The organism is Asticcacaulis sp. (genome assembly GCF_035497195.1).
GTDB lineage: Bacteria > Pseudomonadota > Alphaproteobacteria > Caulobacterales > Caulobacteraceae > Asticcacaulis.
Genome location: NZ_DATJDZ010000017.1, coordinates 29,596 through 47,588 on the forward strand (window position 1 = coordinate 29,596; position 17,993 = coordinate 47,588).

20 protein-coding genes are annotated in these 17,993 nt (G+C 60.5%); 13 read left to right on the forward strand and 7 right to left on the reverse strand.

Annotation, left to right across the window (positions count from 1 at the left end; all coding sequences use genetic code 11):
- Positions 1-11: 11 nt before the first annotated feature.
- A complete protein-coding gene (locus VL130_RS08980; protein WP_325362508.1) occupies positions 12-1,343 on the reverse strand; it encodes a glycoside hydrolase family 27 protein in 1,332 nt (443 codons plus the stop codon).
- Positions 1,344-1,563: 220 nt separating this feature from the next.
- Between VL130_RS08980 and VL130_RS08985 the strand changes: the two genes are divergently transcribed.
- The gene (locus VL130_RS08985; RefSeq protein ID WP_325362509.1) at positions 1,564-2,544 is read left to right on the forward strand and encodes a hypothetical protein; all 981 of its coding nucleotides are present in this window, start codon (positions 1,564-1,566) and stop codon (positions 2,542-2,544) included.
- A gap of 46 nt (positions 2,545-2,590) precedes the next feature.
- Entirely contained in the window at positions 2,591-3,001 is a 411-nt protein-coding gene (locus tag VL130_RS08990; RefSeq protein ID WP_325362511.1) for a CBS domain-containing protein, read from the forward strand.
- An 11-nt stretch (positions 3,002-3,012) separates the two neighbouring features.
- Here the strand turns inward: VL130_RS08990 and VL130_RS08995 are convergent, their stop codons facing one another.
- Positions 3,013-3,177, reverse strand: coding sequence for a hypothetical protein (locus tag VL130_RS08995; protein ID WP_325362512.1), 165 nt, complete (start codon positions 3,175-3,177; stop codon positions 3,013-3,015).
- 177 nt (positions 3,178-3,354) lie between these two features.
- Here VL130_RS08995 and VL130_RS09000 point away from each other — a divergent pair, with 177 nt between their 5' ends.
- From VL130_RS09000 to VL130_RS09020, 5 genes are all read left to right on the forward strand, one after another.
- Positions 3,355-4,479 (forward strand): heavy metal-binding domain-containing protein, encoded by a 1,125-nt coding sequence (locus tag VL130_RS09000; RefSeq protein WP_325362513.1) that lies wholly within the window; start codon positions 3,355-3,357, stop codon positions 4,477-4,479.
- A gap of 48 nt (positions 4,480-4,527) precedes the next feature.
- A complete protein-coding gene (locus VL130_RS09005; RefSeq protein ID WP_325362514.1) occupies positions 4,528-5,103 on the forward strand; it encodes a uracil-DNA glycosylase family protein in 576 nt (191 codons plus the stop codon).
- Between the two features lie 116 nt (positions 5,104-5,219).
- Positions 5,220-5,966, forward strand: a complete 747-nt coding sequence (locus VL130_RS09010) for a helix-turn-helix transcriptional regulator (protein WP_325362515.1) — start codon at positions 5,220-5,222, stop codon at positions 5,964-5,966.
- A gap of 153 nt (positions 5,967-6,119) precedes the next feature.
- On the forward strand, positions 6,120-6,305 hold the full coding sequence (locus VL130_RS09015) for a hypothetical protein (protein WP_325362516.1): 186 nt from the start codon (positions 6,120-6,122) through the stop codon (positions 6,303-6,305).
- A 77-nt stretch (positions 6,306-6,382) separates the two neighbouring features.
- Positions 6,383-7,030 (forward strand): SOS response-associated peptidase, encoded by a 648-nt coding sequence (locus VL130_RS09020; RefSeq protein ID WP_325362517.1) that lies wholly within the window; start codon positions 6,383-6,385, stop codon positions 7,028-7,030.
- A 2-nt stretch (positions 7,031-7,032) separates the two neighbouring features.
- Here VL130_RS09020 and VL130_RS09025 read toward each other — a convergent pair whose 3' ends face one another.
- From VL130_RS09025 to VL130_RS09035, 3 genes are all read right to left on the reverse strand, one after another.
- Positions 7,033-8,823 (reverse strand): chloride channel protein, encoded by a 1,791-nt coding sequence (locus VL130_RS09025; protein ID WP_325362518.1) that lies wholly within the window; start codon positions 8,821-8,823, stop codon positions 7,033-7,035.
- 95 nt (positions 8,824-8,918) lie between these two features.
- Entirely contained in the window at positions 8,919-9,617 is a 699-nt protein-coding gene (locus VL130_RS09030) for a YoaK family protein (RefSeq protein ID WP_325362519.1), read from the reverse strand.
- Between the two features lie 42 nt (positions 9,618-9,659).
- The gene (locus VL130_RS09035) at positions 9,660-10,226 is read right to left on the reverse strand and encodes a TetR/AcrR family transcriptional regulator (protein ID WP_325362520.1); all 567 of its coding nucleotides are present in this window, start codon (positions 10,224-10,226) and stop codon (positions 9,660-9,662) included.
- Positions 10,227-10,440: 214 nt separating this feature from the next.
- On the opposite strand from VL130_RS09035, the gene VL130_RS09040 reads away from it, so the two are divergent.
- Positions 10,441-11,160, forward strand: coding sequence for an SDR family oxidoreductase (locus tag VL130_RS09040; protein WP_325362521.1), 720 nt, complete (start codon positions 10,441-10,443; stop codon positions 11,158-11,160).
- Between the two features lie 104 nt (positions 11,161-11,264).
- A complete protein-coding gene (locus VL130_RS09045) occupies positions 11,265-11,507 on the forward strand; it encodes a hypothetical protein (protein WP_325362522.1) in 243 nt (80 codons plus the stop codon).
- 21 nt (positions 11,508-11,528) lie between these two features.
- Here VL130_RS09045 and VL130_RS09050 read toward each other — a convergent pair whose 3' ends face one another.
- Positions 11,529-12,284: a metallophosphoesterase family protein gene (locus VL130_RS09050; protein ID WP_325362523.1), complete on the reverse strand. Its 756-nt coding sequence runs from the start codon at positions 12,282-12,284 to the stop codon at positions 11,529-11,531.
- 30 nt (positions 12,285-12,314) lie between these two features.
- Entirely contained in the window at positions 12,315-13,226 is a 912-nt protein-coding gene (locus VL130_RS09055; protein ID WP_325362524.1) for an NAD-dependent epimerase/dehydratase family protein, read from the reverse strand.
- A gap of 104 nt (positions 13,227-13,330) precedes the next feature.
- Here VL130_RS09055 and VL130_RS09060 point away from each other — a divergent pair, with 104 nt between their 5' ends.
- The 4 genes from VL130_RS09060 to VL130_RS09075 all read left to right on the forward strand — a co-directional run bounded on the left by VL130_RS09060 (position 13,331) and on the right by VL130_RS09075 (position 17,948).
- Entirely contained in the window at positions 13,331-14,230 is a 900-nt protein-coding gene (locus VL130_RS09060) for a LysR family transcriptional regulator (RefSeq protein ID WP_325362525.1), read from the forward strand.
- Positions 14,231-14,291: 61 nt separating this feature from the next.
- The gene (locus VL130_RS09065) at positions 14,292-14,777 is read left to right on the forward strand and encodes a MarR family winged helix-turn-helix transcriptional regulator (protein ID WP_325362526.1); all 486 of its coding nucleotides are present in this window, start codon (positions 14,292-14,294) and stop codon (positions 14,775-14,777) included.
- Positions 14,770-16,212 (forward strand): chloride channel protein, encoded by a 1,443-nt coding sequence (locus VL130_RS09070; RefSeq protein ID WP_325362527.1) that lies wholly within the window; start codon positions 14,770-14,772, stop codon positions 16,210-16,212. Before VL130_RS09065 ends, VL130_RS09070 begins: the two co-directional genes overlap by 8 nt.
- Before the next feature lie 119 nt (positions 16,213-16,331).
- Positions 16,332-17,948, forward strand: a complete 1,617-nt coding sequence (locus VL130_RS09075) for an MFS transporter (RefSeq protein ID WP_325362528.1) — start codon at positions 16,332-16,334, stop codon at positions 17,946-17,948.
- Positions 17,949-17,993: the final 45 nt, after the last annotated feature.

Sequence of the window (17,993 nt, forward strand, 5' to 3'; positions counted from 1 at the left end):
TAAAGGCGGCGTTAAGACAATCTCCAAAGTCCCGCCCCATGCGAAGGCACGGAGGCTGTAAACCGTCCGCTGACAGCGCCGGTATCATTGCGGCTCCACAGGTCGCGGACTTGCGCGCTTTTCCGCCCCAGGATACCGAGATCAAAGCTGAGGTCGGCATCATCAGGGGTGGTATTGAATAGCGCCAGGTAATGATCGCCATTCTCCGCCCGCGCCGTCCAGACGCGCTGCCCGTCGGCCAGAAAATGTGGCTGGTTGTCATGGCTCATCTGATTGACCGCCAGCACCTCGTCATTGGTCAGGAGATCGAGCGTCGGCTGATCGAGATGACGCAGATCACCGCCCATGATCAGCGGCGAGCGCGCGATCGACCACAGGGTCATGACCGTCTTCTGCTCCGCCGGGGTGAATTTCGTGTCACGATTACCGAGCGCCAACCGGCCGAGCGGCAGCATGTCGGCATCCGGCCATCCCCCGGGCACGCGATGTTCGTTCCAGTTTTCCAGACGGGTGAACTGCGCCTCCAGCAGCGGCCATTCGTCCCAGAAATCATCGCTGATCCGCCACATCTGCGCGTATTTCCGAACGTGACCGGCGCGTGCCACCGGGGTTTCGCCGGGCGACAGGCTGAGCATCATCGGCCGGCCAGTCCTGACGATGGCCGCGTGTGCCGCCTCGATTTCCGGGGCATGGGCGTCATAGGGCCGGCTCATATCGTCCATCTTGACGAAATCGACGCCCCACGAGGCATAGAGCGCGAACACGCTGTCATAATAGGCCTGCGCGCCCGGCTTCGCCATATCGACACCGTACATGTCCGGGTTCCACGGACAGATGCTCTGGGTATTGGCGATATCCTGCGCGTGGAATTTCGTGCCGAAAACGGGCAGATTTCGCTCGACCGCCAGACGCGGGATGCCGCGCATCAGGTGGATGCCGAATTGCAGGCCAAGCGCATGGACCTGATCGGCGATCGGCTTGAAGCCCTTGCCATCGGCACTAGTAGGGAAACGATTAGGCGCCGGCAGCAGGCGGCCGTAACCATCCATTGCCGGGACCGGTTTGGCGGCATAGGCATAGCTGGTGGCGCCGGGTTCATACCACTGGATATCGATGGTGAAGATGGCGTAGCCGTGCGGCTTAAGCTTGTCGGCCATGATGTGCGCCGTTTCCAGCGCCTGAGCCTCGTTGATCGTGGTGGCGAAGCTGTTCCAGCTATTCCAGCCCATCGGCGGCCTTGGCGCTAAGGCGCTCGATGCGGCGGCTGTGGTTGAGGCAGCACCCAGCAAAGGCAACATCCCCAGGCCGGCCATCAGGCCACGGCGATTGGCGGTAAGGGTCATGATTTCGCTCCCGTTTATTGTCTGAGTAATAACAGCCTCGTTATAAAAATCCACCCCGAAACGCTTTATGGACATTTTATACAGCCTCCTGGGTATCGGCATAATAACCTTACGGGCAGGCGCGTAGAGTACCAAAACGTATCATTTAAAAATGACAAAAAAAATCAAAGCGTTGACCTTCCTGGTCCGCAGTTTTCTCAAATACCCCAGGAGATACCCAATGGCCACGACCGGATCTTCCCAGACATCGCAGGATAAAGGCGCCAGCAAGGTCAAAAAAGGTGCGGCGGCACGCATCCAGCGTGACAATGATACGGATAACGAGCGAAATCGGGCCACGCAGCAGGAAAGCCGGGATCGGGACGAGCACAGGCATTTTCACGCGGCGGATACGCAGGATATCGAGCGTTCACAATCTTCCGCCCGCGCCCAGAAGCGCGAAAAAGGCTGGGAAGACAGGGACGACGGCCGCGAGAACTGGCGGACTGAAGCCCCCGCAGACCGCAATTACACCCATTCCGACTACTCACACTACAACGACGACAGCCGTGCCTATCAGTTCTTCAGCCGTTCCGGCGGCAATCGCACGGCCGGCAGTCGCTATGTCCAGATGGGCCATGGCGCCAATCGCCGCCCTGACGACGGTTATGGCGACCCGATGAACGAAGTGGATCGCCGCTACCTCAGTGATGATCGAAGCTATCCGGGCGATCGGCGCTGGCGTGAGGAAGACCGGGGGCACTATGACGGCAACCGTGCCGAACGCAATCGTGATGACCTGAACGACCGCCAGAATGGCTGGCAGGCAAATGTCCGTGTCGATAATCGGGATGAGGAACGCCGCCATCCTGACGACCACCGTTTCCAGAATAATTGGCGGGACCAGCAGTGGCGCGAAACCGCCTATCGCAGCAGCGGACACGAGTGGCGCCCCAATGATGACTGGCGCAATGAGCAGCGCAACGGCAGCGAATATAACCGCGACCGCGATTCCTATGGCAATTCGCGCTTTCGTGACGATGACTACGGCTATCGCGCCTCACGCTCGGACGAACGTGATTACGGGCACGAAGACGACCGCAGCGATCCGCGCCAGCCGCGCGGCTACAGCGCCACTTCGGAGCGGGATTTCGAGGACCGCAATCCCTCCCGTGAATGGCAACGCAACCCGACACATACCGGGCGGGGCCGTCATCGCTGAACGAACAGGCGGAGGGCTGTCCGTTCGCAAAAAGCAGGAGGAAAAGATGCACGTCAAGGATATCATGAGTACGGATTTCCATATCGCCAGCCCGCAAACCACCCTGCGGCAGGCGGCGGAAATAATGCGCGATGGCGATTTCGGCTACCTGCCGGTCGGTGACACCTTCAAGCTGAAGGGCGCGGTGACTGACCGCGATATCGTCATTCGCGCCGTGGCGGCGGGCATGGGACCGGACACTCACCTGAGCGATGTCATGTCGGAAACCATTGTCTACTGTTTCGAGGATGATGACCTGCGCGAAGCCGCCGATGTGATGAAGCGCGAGCAGATCCGCCGGCTGGCGGTGCTGAATGACAGCAAGCGCCTGGTGGGCGTCATTACGCTCGGCGATATTGCCCGCGCCGATGAACAAAGGCTGGCCGGTGAGATCGAGCTTGAGGTCGCTCAGATTTAGGCCATCAGAATCTAGGCCATCAGGTCGCTGATAAAGCCGGCCAGGAAAAAGGCCGTATAGGCGCCGAAGGCCGCCAGTCCGAGCAATGACAGCCCAAGGCCAATCCAGGCCACGGCATCCATTTCGGCGTGCCCGGCCTGAGCGCGGGCGTGATGACGATCATTATAGATTTGCATATTCGGCTCCTGTAAATGGAGTGGAGTCTGGCCCTTTCAGCGTAATGTTGCAGTTGTGGATATTACTCCCGAATATAAATCCGGAATAAGCCGAAAAGCGCCGGCGGCCGTTGACTTTTCGGATGAAAAACGGCCACCCTCCCGCTTATCACAACAAAGCAAGGGAGCGCCGTCATCATGGCAAAAGTCACCGGTCTGTCGGGCAATGAAATCTACTGCATGGCGCTCAAGGGCTATACCGCCGGTGAGCTGGTCGTCGGCAACAGCGTCAATTCGATGGGCTTCCTGGGGTCGCTGGGCGCAGGCCTGAACAACATCCTCGGCGGTGAAATTCCGCAGGTAACCGCCGCGATCCAGGACGGCCGGATGCACGCCTTCGCCCGCATGGCCAAGGAGGCGCAAAATCATGGCGCGACAGGTGTGGCGGGCGTTTCGGGCGACCTGCGCGCCTTTTCCGGCAATACCGAATTCCTGTTCGTCGGGTCCTGCATCTTCTCAAAAGCGGGCGGAGGCGCGTTTTTCACCACCGCCGGCAATGCGCAGGAACTCTATTGCCACATGGATGCCGGCTACCGGCCGATCCAGCATGTCTTCGGCAATATCGCCTATTCGATGGGGATCGGCGGTGGTTTTATCGGCGCGCTCAAGCAACTGGGCCGTGGCGAGATTTCGGAGTATTCCGATGTCTTCAACAAGACCCGTCACAAGGCGCTCGACCGGATCACGGCGGCGGCGCGGGCCGATGGCGCCAATGCCGTGCTTGGCATCCGCACCACCATCCTGCCGTGGATGGGAACGCACGAAATGGTCATGACCGGTACGGCGGCGCATCATCCGGGCCTGCCATACGATGGTGTGGTCTCATCCGACCTGACCGGCGAAGAACTGTGGTCTATGGCGTCCTTGGGCTACGCGCCGATGAAGCTTTTGATGTCGACCTCGATCTATTCACTGGGCCTGGTCGGCGGCATCTTCTCGGCGCTGAAAGCTTTTGCAAAAGGCGAGATCAGCGAACTGACCTCGCTGGTGCATGACGCCCGCGAACACGCGCTCGACCGCCTGAAGGCCGAGGCCGATTCCATAGGCGCCGAGGAGGTGGTGGGCGTGAAGACCTATATCATCGAGATCGGCCAGGGCCTGATCGAGTTCATGGCCATCGGCACAGCGGTGCGTAAGGCGTCCGGCATGGGCACCGAAACACAGATGATGCCGGCCCAGGCCATCGTTCATGACAAGGACACCTGGATGGATTCGGATATGGGTATGTCCCTGATGCGCCCGGCGGATAGCCAGGGGGCTTAAACAAAAGATCGGGCTGGAAATCGGCAATCTCGTCGCCATATGCCTGACATGCCTCTCCTCGATGAAATTGCCGCCTGCACGGCCTGCGCCGCGCATCTGCCGCTAGGACCGAGGCCGGTGGTGCGGGCATCCGATCCGCGCGCCAAAATCCTGATCATTGGCCAGGCGCCGGGCACAAAAGTCCACGTCTCCGGCGTGCCGTGGGACGACGCTTCAGGCAAGCGTCTGCGCGACTGGATGGGCGTGTCGCCGGCGCAGTTCTATGATGAAAGCCTGTTCGCTATCGTGCCGATGGGTTTCTGTTATCCGGGCCGAGGTAAAGGTGGCGACAATCCGCCTCGCCCCGAATGCGCCCCCCTGTGGCATGACCGTGTGCGGGCCACCCTGCCGAATATCAGGCTCACCCTTCTGATCGGCGCCTATGCGCAGGCGCATTATCTAGGCGCCCGGCGCAAGGCGACCCTGGGCGAAACGGTCCGCGCCTGGCGGGATTATATCGATGCGGGTTACCTGCCCCTGGTCCATCCTTCGCCGCGCAACCAGATCTGGCTGAAACGCAATTCGTGGTTCGAGGCGGAGATCGTGCCGTATCTGCGGATACATGTCGCTGACTGGCTGGCATAACGCCCCCGTGGTGGCCGGATTAACACACGATTATATCCATCCGTTGCACCCAGCCGAATATACACGACCGGTTCGCAGGTCCATGTTAAAAACGCACAGGTTTGGAGATGGATTCCATGTTTGATTCCGAACAGCGTTATCAGTTCGAAGACTTCGTTACCGACACCCGTTTGGCCAAGGCGGACGAGGACTTGTTTCGCCTGCTGAAACGCGCGGTGGCGCAGCATGGCTATGACCGCCTCAGCCTGTGGGTGATCGACGATCCGGACCTGCCGCAGCGGGTACATGGCCGTGGCGTTTTACACAATTTCCCCGAAGATCTGCGCGTCTATTACAAGGAAAACAACTGCGACGCCTATGATCCGGTAATGCAGGCGCTAAAGATGCAAACCGGCAGCCTCGACTGGGAAGCGCACGAGAAACGCTCGAACTACCAACCGGCTCAGACGCGCCTCTATAATGTGGCGCGCGATGGCGGCCTGCATAACGGCGTATCGACGCCGGTGTGGGGGCGCAATGGCCTCCTGGCCAGCCTGGGCCTGGCTTCCGCTGAGCAAGGTGACGCCACCCGCGCTAATCTCGACCTGATCGGCGCCCTGACGGCGCAATTTTACCTCAGCTATAAGCGGCTGAACGCGCAAACGCCCTCGCCACGCGCCAAGACCACGGGCATCACGCCGAAAGAAGCCGAGATCCTCAGTTGGGTGGCCGCCGGCAAGACTGACGCGGAAATCGCCGTTATCCTCAATATCAGCCGCAATACGGTCGATACCCATATGCGCCATATCTTCGCCAGGCTGGACGCGCACAGCCGGGTCACCGCCGTGGTCAGGGCGATCGCCGACGGCCTTATCTGCCCGTGAATGCGGCGTGATCACGAATTCTCGTGATGGCGCGAAATGAGGCGATATGCTTGGCTGGAACGGATGAATAGCGTTTCAGAGGCAGGTATGTCCAGCAGGGCCAGATCGGACACAAACGGTTTTCCGGCAGAATCGGCGCATGACGAAACGTGCATGGAAATACTTGACCGATTGGATGAACTGAAAGGCCTGGCACTGGAAACGGGTGATTATGAACTGGTCGATGGCCTGAGCCATGTTTTTGAAACCTTCATCACCCGCTATTGCGATTCCAGGCACACCGCTCTGAACACCCGGATGCGCAGGCATGTCCAGCCGTCGAAAGCTTATATGAATTAAGAAGCACTGCTCCGAATTGGAGCTTGCGCCGGGGGGCACGGGGGGCCAGAATTGTCCGCACATACGGGAGGCAACCTATGTGCGGACAATTTGAGGCGCTTTTATACCTCAATTTTTTAAAGAACACCCTGCATCTGCCGGACTTGCCGGATAAGGTCGAATATGGCCATACCTCCAGGGTCGCGCCGAGCGATGGCGCGCCAATTGTCATCGAGAATCCGGAAACCGGCCGCCTGGAAGTCATTCCGGCGCGTTTCGGGCTGATCCCGCACTGGTATTCGGGGTCGCTGAAGGACTGGAAAGCCTCAACCTTCAATGCCCGGCTGGATACGGTAGCGGAAAAGCCAGTTTTCAAAGGCGCCTGGAAATACCGTCATGCCCTTGTGCCGGCGGATTGTTTCCATGAATGGTCGGGTGCGAAGATCGCCCGCCACAAAAACGCTAGACAGAAATGGCGGATCACGCGTGGCGATAATCAGCCCCTGGCCTTCGCCGGTCTGTGGGACTGCGCCAATCTGCTGGAAGGTGAGATTTGGAGTTTCACTCTGCTGACGCGTGAGGCTGGTCCGGAGATGTCGGCCATACATGACCGTGAACCCGTGGTTCTGTCTCCCGATCAGTGGGACAACTGGCTGCGGCGCAGGCCGGTTGACCTGACAGCAAACGCACCCTTGAAGCTGACAACGGAGTCCGCTGCTATTCCAGCGCAAAGCGCGCTTTTCTGACGCTACATCTCGCCGAAAAACTCACGCTGCGAACGTTCCAGTTCTTCGACATAGCGCCGGTTGACGTATTTTTCCGTCAGCAGGCCCAGCAATTTGTGATCCTCATCCACCACCGCCAGATCATCGACGCCGAAATGCTCGAAGACGCGCATGATGGCCGAGATATCCATATCCGGCCGGACATAGACCTCGGTCTGGCGGGCCAGTTGGCTCAGCGGCGTCAGGGTTTCCTGCGATTCAATCCACGCCTCGGCGGTCAGCACCATGCCACGGTAATCGCCCTTGTCATCGACCAGCAGGACGCGCGAGGTCGACCCCAATGGCACCTGCTCACGCATCGCGGCGACGCTGAGATCATCCGGCAGGGTCGTATGGTTCTTGCGCATCAGGCTCGTCGCCGTCAGGGCCTTGACCCAGCCAATATCGCGGGCGTTGCGCACCGTCTCGCCGCGCAGGTGCAGCCGCCAGGTCGAGAAGGAATAGCCGAAACGTTCGCGGATGATGGCGCTCGAACACAGGGCCGCCGTCACCACCGCCGCCGTCAGGTTGAAGTCATGCGTCACCTCCAGCACCATCAGCGACATGGTCATCGGCCCGCCGACCACGGCCACGGCCAGCGCCGCCATGCCGACCAGTGAGGCGTTGAGGATGTCGAGATCGGCGGCGGGGTAGATCTGGTTGACAATCTGGGCGAAGGCCGCGCCGAGCAGAGATCCCAGGAACAGCGAGGCGAAGAACAAACCGCCACGGAAGCCGAAAGCCAGCGAAATGACCGAGGCGCACAATTTCAGCGCAAAGACAGCCAGGAGGGTAACGACCAGCGCCTGCTGCGCCATATAGAGGTGCATGGCGCCGTGGCCGGAGCTAAGCGCCTGCGGGGCGGCCCAGGCGACGGGGATCAGGAAGAAGCCGCCGATCATTGGCCGCCAGATGTCGCCAATCGGCAATTTGCGCACCACCGCCTCGACACTGGCGACGAGCCGGATAATGACGATACCGACGCCGGCGCACAGCGCGCCCAGAACAGCATAGAGCAGATAGCCGCTGATCTCGATGGTCTGCCCAACGGTCGAGGCGATGACGAACGGCTCGATGTTCATCAGTTGCGCCGCCAGCACCGCCATCAGCGAGGCCGCCGCCACCGGCGCCAGCGCCGGCACCGTATAGCCGCCGAGCACCAGTTCAAACGCATAAAACGCGCCGGCCAGGGGCGCGCCAAAAGCGGCCCCAATCGCCGATCCCGCTCCTGCCCCGACTAGGGTACGCAAGGAGACGCGCTTGAGATCAAGCCATTGGCCGATCTTGGAGGCGATACCGCCGCCGAGCTGGGCATAGGCGGCTTCCAGTCCTACCGAAGCGCCGAAACCGTTCGACAGGAAGGTCTGGAACGACACGATCAGGCTGTCACGCAACGGAATACGGCCGCCATAGAGCGCATTGGCCTCGACCACATCGATCGGCTGACGGGTGCGGCGCGGGAAGATGAAGCGCACCAGCCCCAGCGCTGCGCCGCCGAGCGGCAGGGCGATCAGGTGCCAGGGTTCGATATTTGGCAGGGCGCTCAGGCGCAGGTCGGGTGAGAAACCATAGAGCATAGCCTGAAGCGCATGGGCAAAATGGCCAAGCAGCGCCGCCATCACCCCGGCGATCAGGCCAACGCCACCGGCCAGAACGATAAACCAGACTTCCGACCCTTGCAGGTGACGCTTGATCAGGGCCACGCCGCGCAGCACCGGCCGCTTGACGGCCTTTCCCAGTATAAAATCACTCAGATGGGCGTTCGGCAATGACATGGAATTTGGGGCTGGAGGCTTACTAAGGCGATACCCTATGCCCGCTTGGTGACCTTGTGAAGACAAATCGCGCTTTAAGATCAATTACCTGCGCGTTATTTATCCTCGTCGAATATCTCCCGGATGGCCTTAGTCCACGGTAGGCAAAGCCCCAGCGCTATGCTGAGCAGCGCCACCGGCCCCCATACCGCCGCATGTCCGAACGCCAGGGTCGATATCGCCCCCAGCAGTGCACCGCCGATAAAACAGACGCACAGGCACAGGAAAAACAGCGCTTCCCGCCGGCTTTCACGCCCTTTACCAAAAGCCAGCCAGGCCATTGTGGCGCCGGCGAAACGGCGCAGATTGGAACTGGTGGTCACCGAGGTATAGGCGAATTCGTCCAGGCGTGTGAAAGCCGTTGCCTGCAAGGCCGCCACGAAAGCGATGCCGGTGACGACCAGCATATTCGGCACACTCTTCGGCAGGAAGGCGACGACGATCAGAAAGACGATCTCCAGCCCCAGCGACAGGCGCGCCGGCGACGGGATCAGGCGGCGCAGGGGATTTTCCTTGAAGGCGTGCGCCACGGCGACGCCGCACAGATAGGCGATGATCGGCGCGGCGAACGGCAGGCTGCCCGGTATTTCGCCCTTGGCCAGCCGGACCACAAGCAATACGATATTGCCCGTCATGGCATTGGCAAAAACGCCGTCGTAACCGACATAGGTGAAGGCGTCGAGCATCCCGGCCGCGGTGATCAGCAGAGCCGCCACCGGCAGGGTGCGTTCGGGCTTTATACCGGCTAAAAGCATGAGAACATCCTTGCTCATCCCACCATCTAGGGCGAAGGCCGGTCAGACCGCAAGCAGGATATCCGCAGCTTTCCTGGCGACATCAAATGTCGAAGGATCCTGCTGCATCTGAGCGGTCAGGGCCGCGCCCTGGAACAGGAGACCGATCTGTCGTCCGGTTTCGCGCGGGTTCGCCAATCCTGCCTTTTCACATAGTTCGATAAAGCGCCCTTCGAGATAGACCGAAGCCTCTCTGCCGTGTGCGGCAATGCCGGCGTGCTTGCCGATATATTCCTGCCCGGCCTTCATGGCGAGACACCCCCGGCAGGCGGTCTTTTCCATAATCTCGCGGCGGACATCGAAAAGCGCGGCGATCTGCGCACGCGGATCATCACTGCGTGCAAGCGCCGGCGTGAAGAGAAGGGCGTCGGTGTCCTCGCCATATTGCTCCAGCACCGCCTCGATCAGGTCTTCCTTGCTGGGGAAGTATTTATAGAGGGTGCGCTTGGAAATACCGCTGTTGGCCATGACCGTATCGATGCCGGTGGCGTGGAAGCCGCCGTTATAGAAGGCATCATAGGCCTGGGCGATAATCTCCTGCTTCTTGGTGGGCGTGGCGGTGTCGGCCATGTCGAAATCTCCTGAATTCCAAATTTCCAAAGGAAATTTGGCAAGGCCGAAGGCCGCCCGAGCTGATGCGAGGAGCCATGCGGCGTTTGAGCTAAAAAAACTAGCACAGCCGCTTGACAATGTAAACTGATCTGTTTACCTATGGCGATGTAAACAGATCGGTTTACATTTCTCGGCCGCCGGATTCGACGGCTCTTTCAAAAGGAAGTTCGTCATGTCCTACGCTAATCAAGTTGTCCTCGTTTCCGGTGCAAATCGCGGCATCGGCGCCGCCACCGTCCGCGAACTGCTCAAGACCGATGTAAAGAAAATCTATGCCGGCGCCCGCCGTCTCGACTCCCTGCCCGACTTCGGCGATGCCCGCGTCGTGCCGCTGCAACTGGATATCACTGACCAGTCTTCGGTCGATGCCGCTGTGAAGGCCGCCGCCGATACCGATATCCTGCTCAATAATGCCGGCACCGCCGTCTTCGCCAACTTCATCGAAAGCCCGATCGAGTTGATCAATGGCGACATGGATACCAACTATTACGGCACCCTACGCGTCATCCGCGCTTTCACGCCGGTGTTTGAGGCGCGCAAATCCGGCACCATCGCCAATGTCATCAGCGTCGTCGGCCTGACCTCGGCGCCAGGCCTGGCCGGCTATTCCGCCTCCAAGGCCGCCCTGCAATCCCTGACCCAAACCCTGCGCGTCACGCTCAAAGGCTCCGGCATCAAGGTGCTCGGCATCTATCCCGGCCCGATCGATACCGACCTGGCCAAGGACATCCCGATGCAGAAGGCCACGCCGGAACACGCCGCCGAACAGATCGTCAAGGGCATCGCCGCTAATGAGACCTACATCTTCCCCGATCCGGTCGCCTTGCAGATAGGCCATCTCTGGGCCACCGACGGCAAGACGCTCGATACGGCCCTCGCCGGTGAAGGCTAAAACACTAAAGGCGGGATTTGGTCCCGCCTTTTCTTTTGCCTTTTAGCAAGGTAGCTTACCCCAACAGCCGTTACTGGCACTCATTTCAGACAGATGGCATCGAAATGGATTTTCACCTGAGAGGGCAAGACTACACCATTACTATAGGTAGCGATATTGTACGTGATGGTATGTACCTAGAGGTTGAAAATCCCCTCGATGATGTGAAACCACTTTTCGACATATTTTATTCTGATCAAATAGGTGAAATGTTTATCACGACATTTAAAGAGGACATTCCTTTGGAGGTCATGGAGTGGGCAATTTCCATGGCTAGGCTCCGCTTGATACCGAAATATCAAAAGTAAAAAACAGATGCCTTAATGAGGTTAGAAAAACACCGGTGGCGGACGATCCAAATCCATCTCCCGCTGCACCTGAATAAGTTCGCGTTCCTCGCCGCGCAGGCGCATCGCTGTCAGGACGCCGCTGTAATAGACGCCGGTATCGATTCCGATCCGCCAGCGCGTATTGGCCGGCACCTTGTGCGGCGAATGGCCATGCACCACTACATAGTCACACGCCTGATCCGCCCTTAGGAAACGCCCGCGGATATACATGAAGGTGGCGCCGTCCTGTTCCGCCAGCGGCCGGTCGGGATCGACGCCGGCGTGGACGAACAGGTAGTCATCCGACTGGAAGGATGACGGCATGGCGCGCAGCATCTCCAGGTGCGCCGGATCGAGCTTCGCCGCGAACCGGCGGCTGACCTCGTCCCAGATTTCCATGGACCGCGCCATATAGGGCATGACCACGCCATAGGAATCGAGCGTCGCCGCCCCGCCCCAGTCGCGCCAGGTATCGCCAAATTCAGGCTCGTCGAGGAAGCGCAGCAGGGCTTCCTCGTGATTACCCATCAGCGCCACTACATCGCACCAGTCCGCCGCCAGCAGGCGCCCAACCCGATCCAGAACCTGGCGCGAGGCCGGTCCGCGATCGACATAGTCACCCAGCAGGACAATGCGCGGACGTTCCCCCAGCCCTTCCGCATCAGCCCGGATTCGCTCGATTATCTGCTCAAAGAGATCGTCATAGCCGTGGATATCGCCGATAGCGTAGGTTAATTGTGCAATGCGGGAGGTCATGCGCCCTATATAGGCAAGGGCCGGCCGGTTTCAAAGCAAAGTCTTCATGGCTTCACTGAGCGGCGTGCGCGGCACCTCTCCGATCACCCTGGCCAGTCGGTCATCCCGCAAGGCGTGCGGCACATCCCACAGGTACAGCATTTCCAGGGCCGCCCGCATGAAGGGATCAAACAGGGCAATCAGCGAAAACAGGATGCGCGGCATATGGCCCACCGTAACCTGGCGCCCCAAAGCCAGACGCCCCGCCTCCGCCAGCCGTTTCGCCGAGACATTGTGGTTCTCGAAATGGAAGACTTCGTAGGCGCCAAGCGTCCCTTCGACTTCCGCCAGCCTGACCACAGTAGCCGCCAGATCAGGCAGAAAGGCCCAGGCGTGGATGGTTGTCATTTTACCGGGCGTCACGATCTTGCCCTTACCGAGGTCTTTGGCTACCAGGGCCTGCATCCAGCTCATCGGCGCCTCGGAGCCGAAGAAATCACCTGCGCGGATGACGATGGTGCGCAGGCGACCGACTTCGGCGCGCTCCCGGAACAGGGCTTCGATCGAGACCCGGATACGGCCCTTCAGCGTATCAGCCGCAAACGGCGTATGCGGGGTCAGGACCGGCGGCATGGAGGAACCGAAATTATAGACGCTGCCGGGATATATCTGGCGGGCATTCAGCGCCTCGCAGATATCGGCCGCCGCGGTATAGGTCGGCAGGGCTTTCTCCGCCAAAACCGGATAGGGTACGTTGAGGCCGTTGAACACCAGATCGACCGGGCCGCACGCTTTTGCGACCGCGCCCGCATCGAACAGGTCGGCATGAATCGGGACAATCCCCTCGCCGGCTGCCTTGCCGGCGCGCACCAGACCGAGCACCCGCCAGCCCTTTTCCAGAAACGCTTTCGCCACCACCTTGCCGACGCCGCCATTGGCGCCCAAAACCAGAACCGTTTTCATTTTTCATACCTCCTTCAGTTGACAAGACAAGGTTTAATTCATTTAATTACGCATACAAATTGCGCATATCTTGATACATTGTATGCAAATATGGATATATCGTCATGCTCGACTGGACCCTGCTGCGCGCCTTCCTCGCCACGATCGATACCGGCTCACTATCCGCTGCGGCGATAAGGATCGGCGCCACTCAGCCGACGCTCAGCCGTCAGATCAAGGAGTTGGAAACTGTCATCGGTACGCCCCTGTTTCGCCGGTCGGTCAAGGGGCTGGAGCCGACCGAAGCCGGCTTAAGCCTGATCGACGACGCCCGCGACATGGGCCGCGCCGCCGAAGCCCTGGCATTGAAAGCCCAGGGTAAGGCCGAGACTCTTTCTGGCACGGTCCGCCTCACCGCCTCGGTCGTGGTGTCGAACCTGATCCTGCCGCCGATCATTGCGCAACTGCGCGCGGCCGAACCATTGATCCAGATCGAGATCGTTGCTTCGGACGCCTCACAGAACCTGCTGCGCCGCGACGCCGATATCGCCCTGCGCATGTTCGATCCGACGCAGAACGCCCTGATCGCCCGCAAGCTCGGTGATACCCCTCTGGGGCTATACGCCGCGCAAAGCTATATCGCACGCAAGGGGCGTCCGCAGGCCATGCGCGATATTCTTGACCACGATGTCATTGGTTTTGATCGCGCCGACGATATCCTGAAAGGCTATGCCGCCCGCGGCTTCCCAGTGACGCGCAACCAGTTCCCGGTACGGACCGACGACCAGATGGTTTGCTGGCACCTGCTGCTGGCTGGCGCCGGAATCGGCTTTGCGCAATGCCTGCTGGCCGATGCCCAACCGGAACTGGAGCGCATCGATATCGGCATGAACCTACCCGCCTTGCCGGTCTGGCTGGTGATGCACGAGGAGGTCCGCAGCAATGCCCGCATCCGCCGCGTCGCTGACTTCCTGACGGTCAGCCTGAAACAAAAACTAAATACCGCAGCGCACAAAAATATCTGACCATCCTACTGGACATAGCCCATCGCAAGGTTTATGGCCCCATTAAATGGGAACCCATACAATGTCCGATATACTGACCCAGCCCCAGATCGTCATGGATTCGTTGCGCCGCATCGTACAGGCCCTGCGCGAATCCACGCGTCAGAGCGAACAGACGAGCGGCCCCACGCCGGCGCAACTGCTGGTGCTGAAGCGCATCGAGAACCACGACGGTATTTCGGTCAATGAACTGGCCGCCCTCACCTTCACGCATCAAAGCACGGTATCCGAAATCGTCAGCCGCCTTGAAGCGCGTGGCCTCGTGCGCCGCGAGCGCGCCGCCACCGATGGCCGCCGCGTCGAAATTCATCTGACCGCCGATGGCCGTTCGGCGCTGGAAACCAGTCCGCTCAGCGCCCACGAAAAACTGATGCAGGCCGTCAGTCGCCTGCCGCCACAAACCCTGTCTGATCTCGCCGGCGGCCTCGATGCCCTGATCAACGCCGCCCGCCTGGCCGACCAGCCCGCCGCCTTTTTCTTTGAAGATAAAAGTGACCCTCATGAGTAACCACGACCTGAAAAACGCCTCCACCACCCCCGGCCTGCCGCTGTCGCTCGGCATTGGCCCGGTGCTGGAAAAAGCCGATGTCGAGCGCCATCCGCGCGCCCTCGATCGCCGCAGCCTGCTGGTCGGGATGCTGTGCATCTGCCTGGCCCTGGTCATGACGCCGATCGCTCGCGGCCTGATGGCGTTGATCGGATTGATCACCAACCTGGCCTTTTATCAGCGCGTGTCGTTCGATCTCACCTCGCCCGCCGATCACCATCTCGGCCTGTTCGTTATCGCCGTGCCAGTTATCGGTTCGCTGATCGTCGGGCTGATGGCGCGCTATGGCGCCAAGGCCATCCGCGGCCACGGCATCCCGGAGGCGATGGAGCAGATCCTGACCAATGACAGCCGCATCCCCGTGCGGATGACCTTCCTCAAGCCCCTGTCCGCCGCCATTGCCATCGGCAGCGGCGGCCCCTTCGGCGCGGAAGGCCCGATCATCGCCACCGGCGGCGCGCTCGGCTCGCTGATCGGCCAGTTGATCCACGTCACGGCGCATGAACGCAAGACCCTGCTGGCGGCCGGCGCGGCGGCCGGCATGACTGCCATTTTCGGCACGCCGTTTTCCGCTATCCTGCTCGCCATCGAACTGCTGGTGTTTGAATTCCGCCCGCGCTCCTTCATCCCCATCGCGCTGGCCGCTATGACCGCCATCATCATGCGCCCTTTCTTCTTCGGTACGGAACTGGTGTTCCACATCGCCGCCTTTGCGCCAGCCAGTTCCGAAGCCCTGATCGCCTACGCGGCGCTCGGCGCGGTGCTGGGCCTGTTCGCCGTCGTCATCGCCAAATCGACCTATATCATCGAGGACCTGTTCGAGCGCCTGCCGATCCACTGGATGTGGTGGCCGGCCATCGGCGGCGGGGTGGTGGGCATTGTCGGCGTCTTCGCACCGCAGACAATGGGCGTCGGTTACGCCAATATCGACCGCATCCTCAGCGGCGACTTTCTTGGCACGGCCCTGCTCGTCTTCTGCCTGCTGAAATTCGTTTCGTGGTCGATCGCGCTCGGCAGCGGCACATCGGGCGGCACCCTGGCGCCGATCTTCACTATCGGCGGCGGACTGGGCGTGCTGACGGCACAGGTCTTCAAGGCCGCCGTGCCGATGCTCGATATCGACCTGCGCATGGCCGGACTGGTCGGCATGGCCGCCTGTTTCGCCGGGGCGTCGCGCGCCCTGTTCGCCTCCGTGCTGTTCGCGCTGGAGATCACGCAACAGTTCAACACCCTGCTGCCGCTGCTGGCCGGTTGCTGCACGGCCTTCATGGTCTCGGCCTTTGTCATGAAAAACACGATCATGACCGAAAAGCTGGTGCGTCGCGGCCACCATGTGCCGTCGGAATATACAGCGCGCCCAAGCGCTGCGCCGTCGCAAACCCCGGCACAATCTTAAGGTTGCCAATGTAGCAACAATTTAATGTTGTCAAAATCATCGAAGCTTATGAATTTTAAGCTTTATTTTTGCTAAATTGTGCGTATGCCTTAGAAAAAACAACACAAGGGCACGGGCACATGAACGCCAATACATTTCACGGCAGACGCGGCGCATGGGCCTTCGCGTTTGGTTGCGCTATGGTGACTGTCGGCGTCCTGCTGCACTTCCCGATGTTCTGGATGGCGAAGGATATGGGTTTCGCCATGGCCGGGATGCCGATGGATAACGGCATGTTGTTCGGCATGTTCCTGATCGTGGCCGGCATTGGCGTGGCCGCCTACGGCCTGTTGCCAACCGCGATCGGCCAGCAGGTCAAATCGGCGTCGCGCATTGTCGTCGCCGCGCCGGAAGACGCCGAACTTCATATCGCCCATTGGGGCCTGATGGTCGTGCTCGTCGTCGCCCTGATCATCGACGTCATGAAACCGGCGGCGCTCGGCTTCGTCATGCCGGGCCTGGTGCATGAATACGGCGTATCCAAGGCCCAGGCGGCGCTGGTCCCCTTTTTCGCCCTTGTTGGCACAGTCTGCGGCTCGGTTTTATGGGGAATTATCGCCGATATCTATGGGCGCAAGGCGTCCATCCTCCTGTCCGCCGTCGTCTTTGTCGGCACGTCGATCTGCGGCGCCATGCCATCACTGAACTGGAACATCGTCATGTGCTTCCTGATGGGCGCCGGCGCCGGCGGCATGTTGCCAGTCACCTACGCCCTGCTGGCGGAAACCATGCCGTCAAAGCATCGCGGCTGGGCGCTGGTGCTGGTCGGCGGGCTGGGCGCGGTCGGCGGTTATTTCGCCGCCAGTGGTTTTTCAGCGCTGCTGGTGCCGACCTATAGCTGGCGCATCATGTGGCTGCTCAACCTGCCAACCGGCCTGTTGCTCGTCTTCATGGGCGGGCTGATCCCTGAATCGGCCAAGTTCCTGCTGGCGCGCGGCCGCGAACATGAGGCGCATCAGGTCATGAACCGCTTCGGCACGGTCAGCCGCGTTCTGGCGGAAGACGAGGAAGACCCGACCGAACTGATCAGCCACGGCCATCATCACGCGCACGGCGAACCCCATGCGCCCGAACCAGGCTTGTGGACCACCGCGCTGATCGGCAAGACGGCGGCCCTCAGCATCGCCGCCATCGCCTGGGGCCTGATCAATTTTGGCCTGCTGCTGTGGCTGCCCGCTGATCTGGTGGCCAAGGGCTACAGCATGGGCGTCTCGTCCCGTCTTTTGGCGGAATCGGCGCTGATCGCCTTCCCGACCGTTTTCCTGTGTACATGGATCTACAGCCAGTGGAGCACCAAATGGTCGCTGATCCTGATGATCGCCGTCACTTTCGCCGGGCTGGGCTGGGTCTTGCTGCTGGAAGGTCATGCGGGTGGCAGCCCGGTTTTCCCGGTCGCGCTGCTGATCATCGGCTCGAACGGCATATTGGCCATTCTGTTGCCTTACGCGTCGGAAAGTTATCCGCTGAAGGTCCGCGGACGCGCCACCGGCTGGGTGGCCGCCTGCTCAAAAATCGGTGGCGTATTGGCGCAAACGCTCAGCATCACCGCTCTGGTGCCACCGCTGGGCATCGCCGCCGGCATGATCATGGTGCCCATCCTGATCACCCTGGGTCTGTTCATCAAGTACGGCACGGAAACGCGCGGCCTCGACTTGCGACAGCTTGAAAAACCCGCCCCTCAAAAGACTGTGGCGTAAATTTTCCGGTCGTCTCGTTCGCGGTGAGCCAAGGCGCGGTGATCG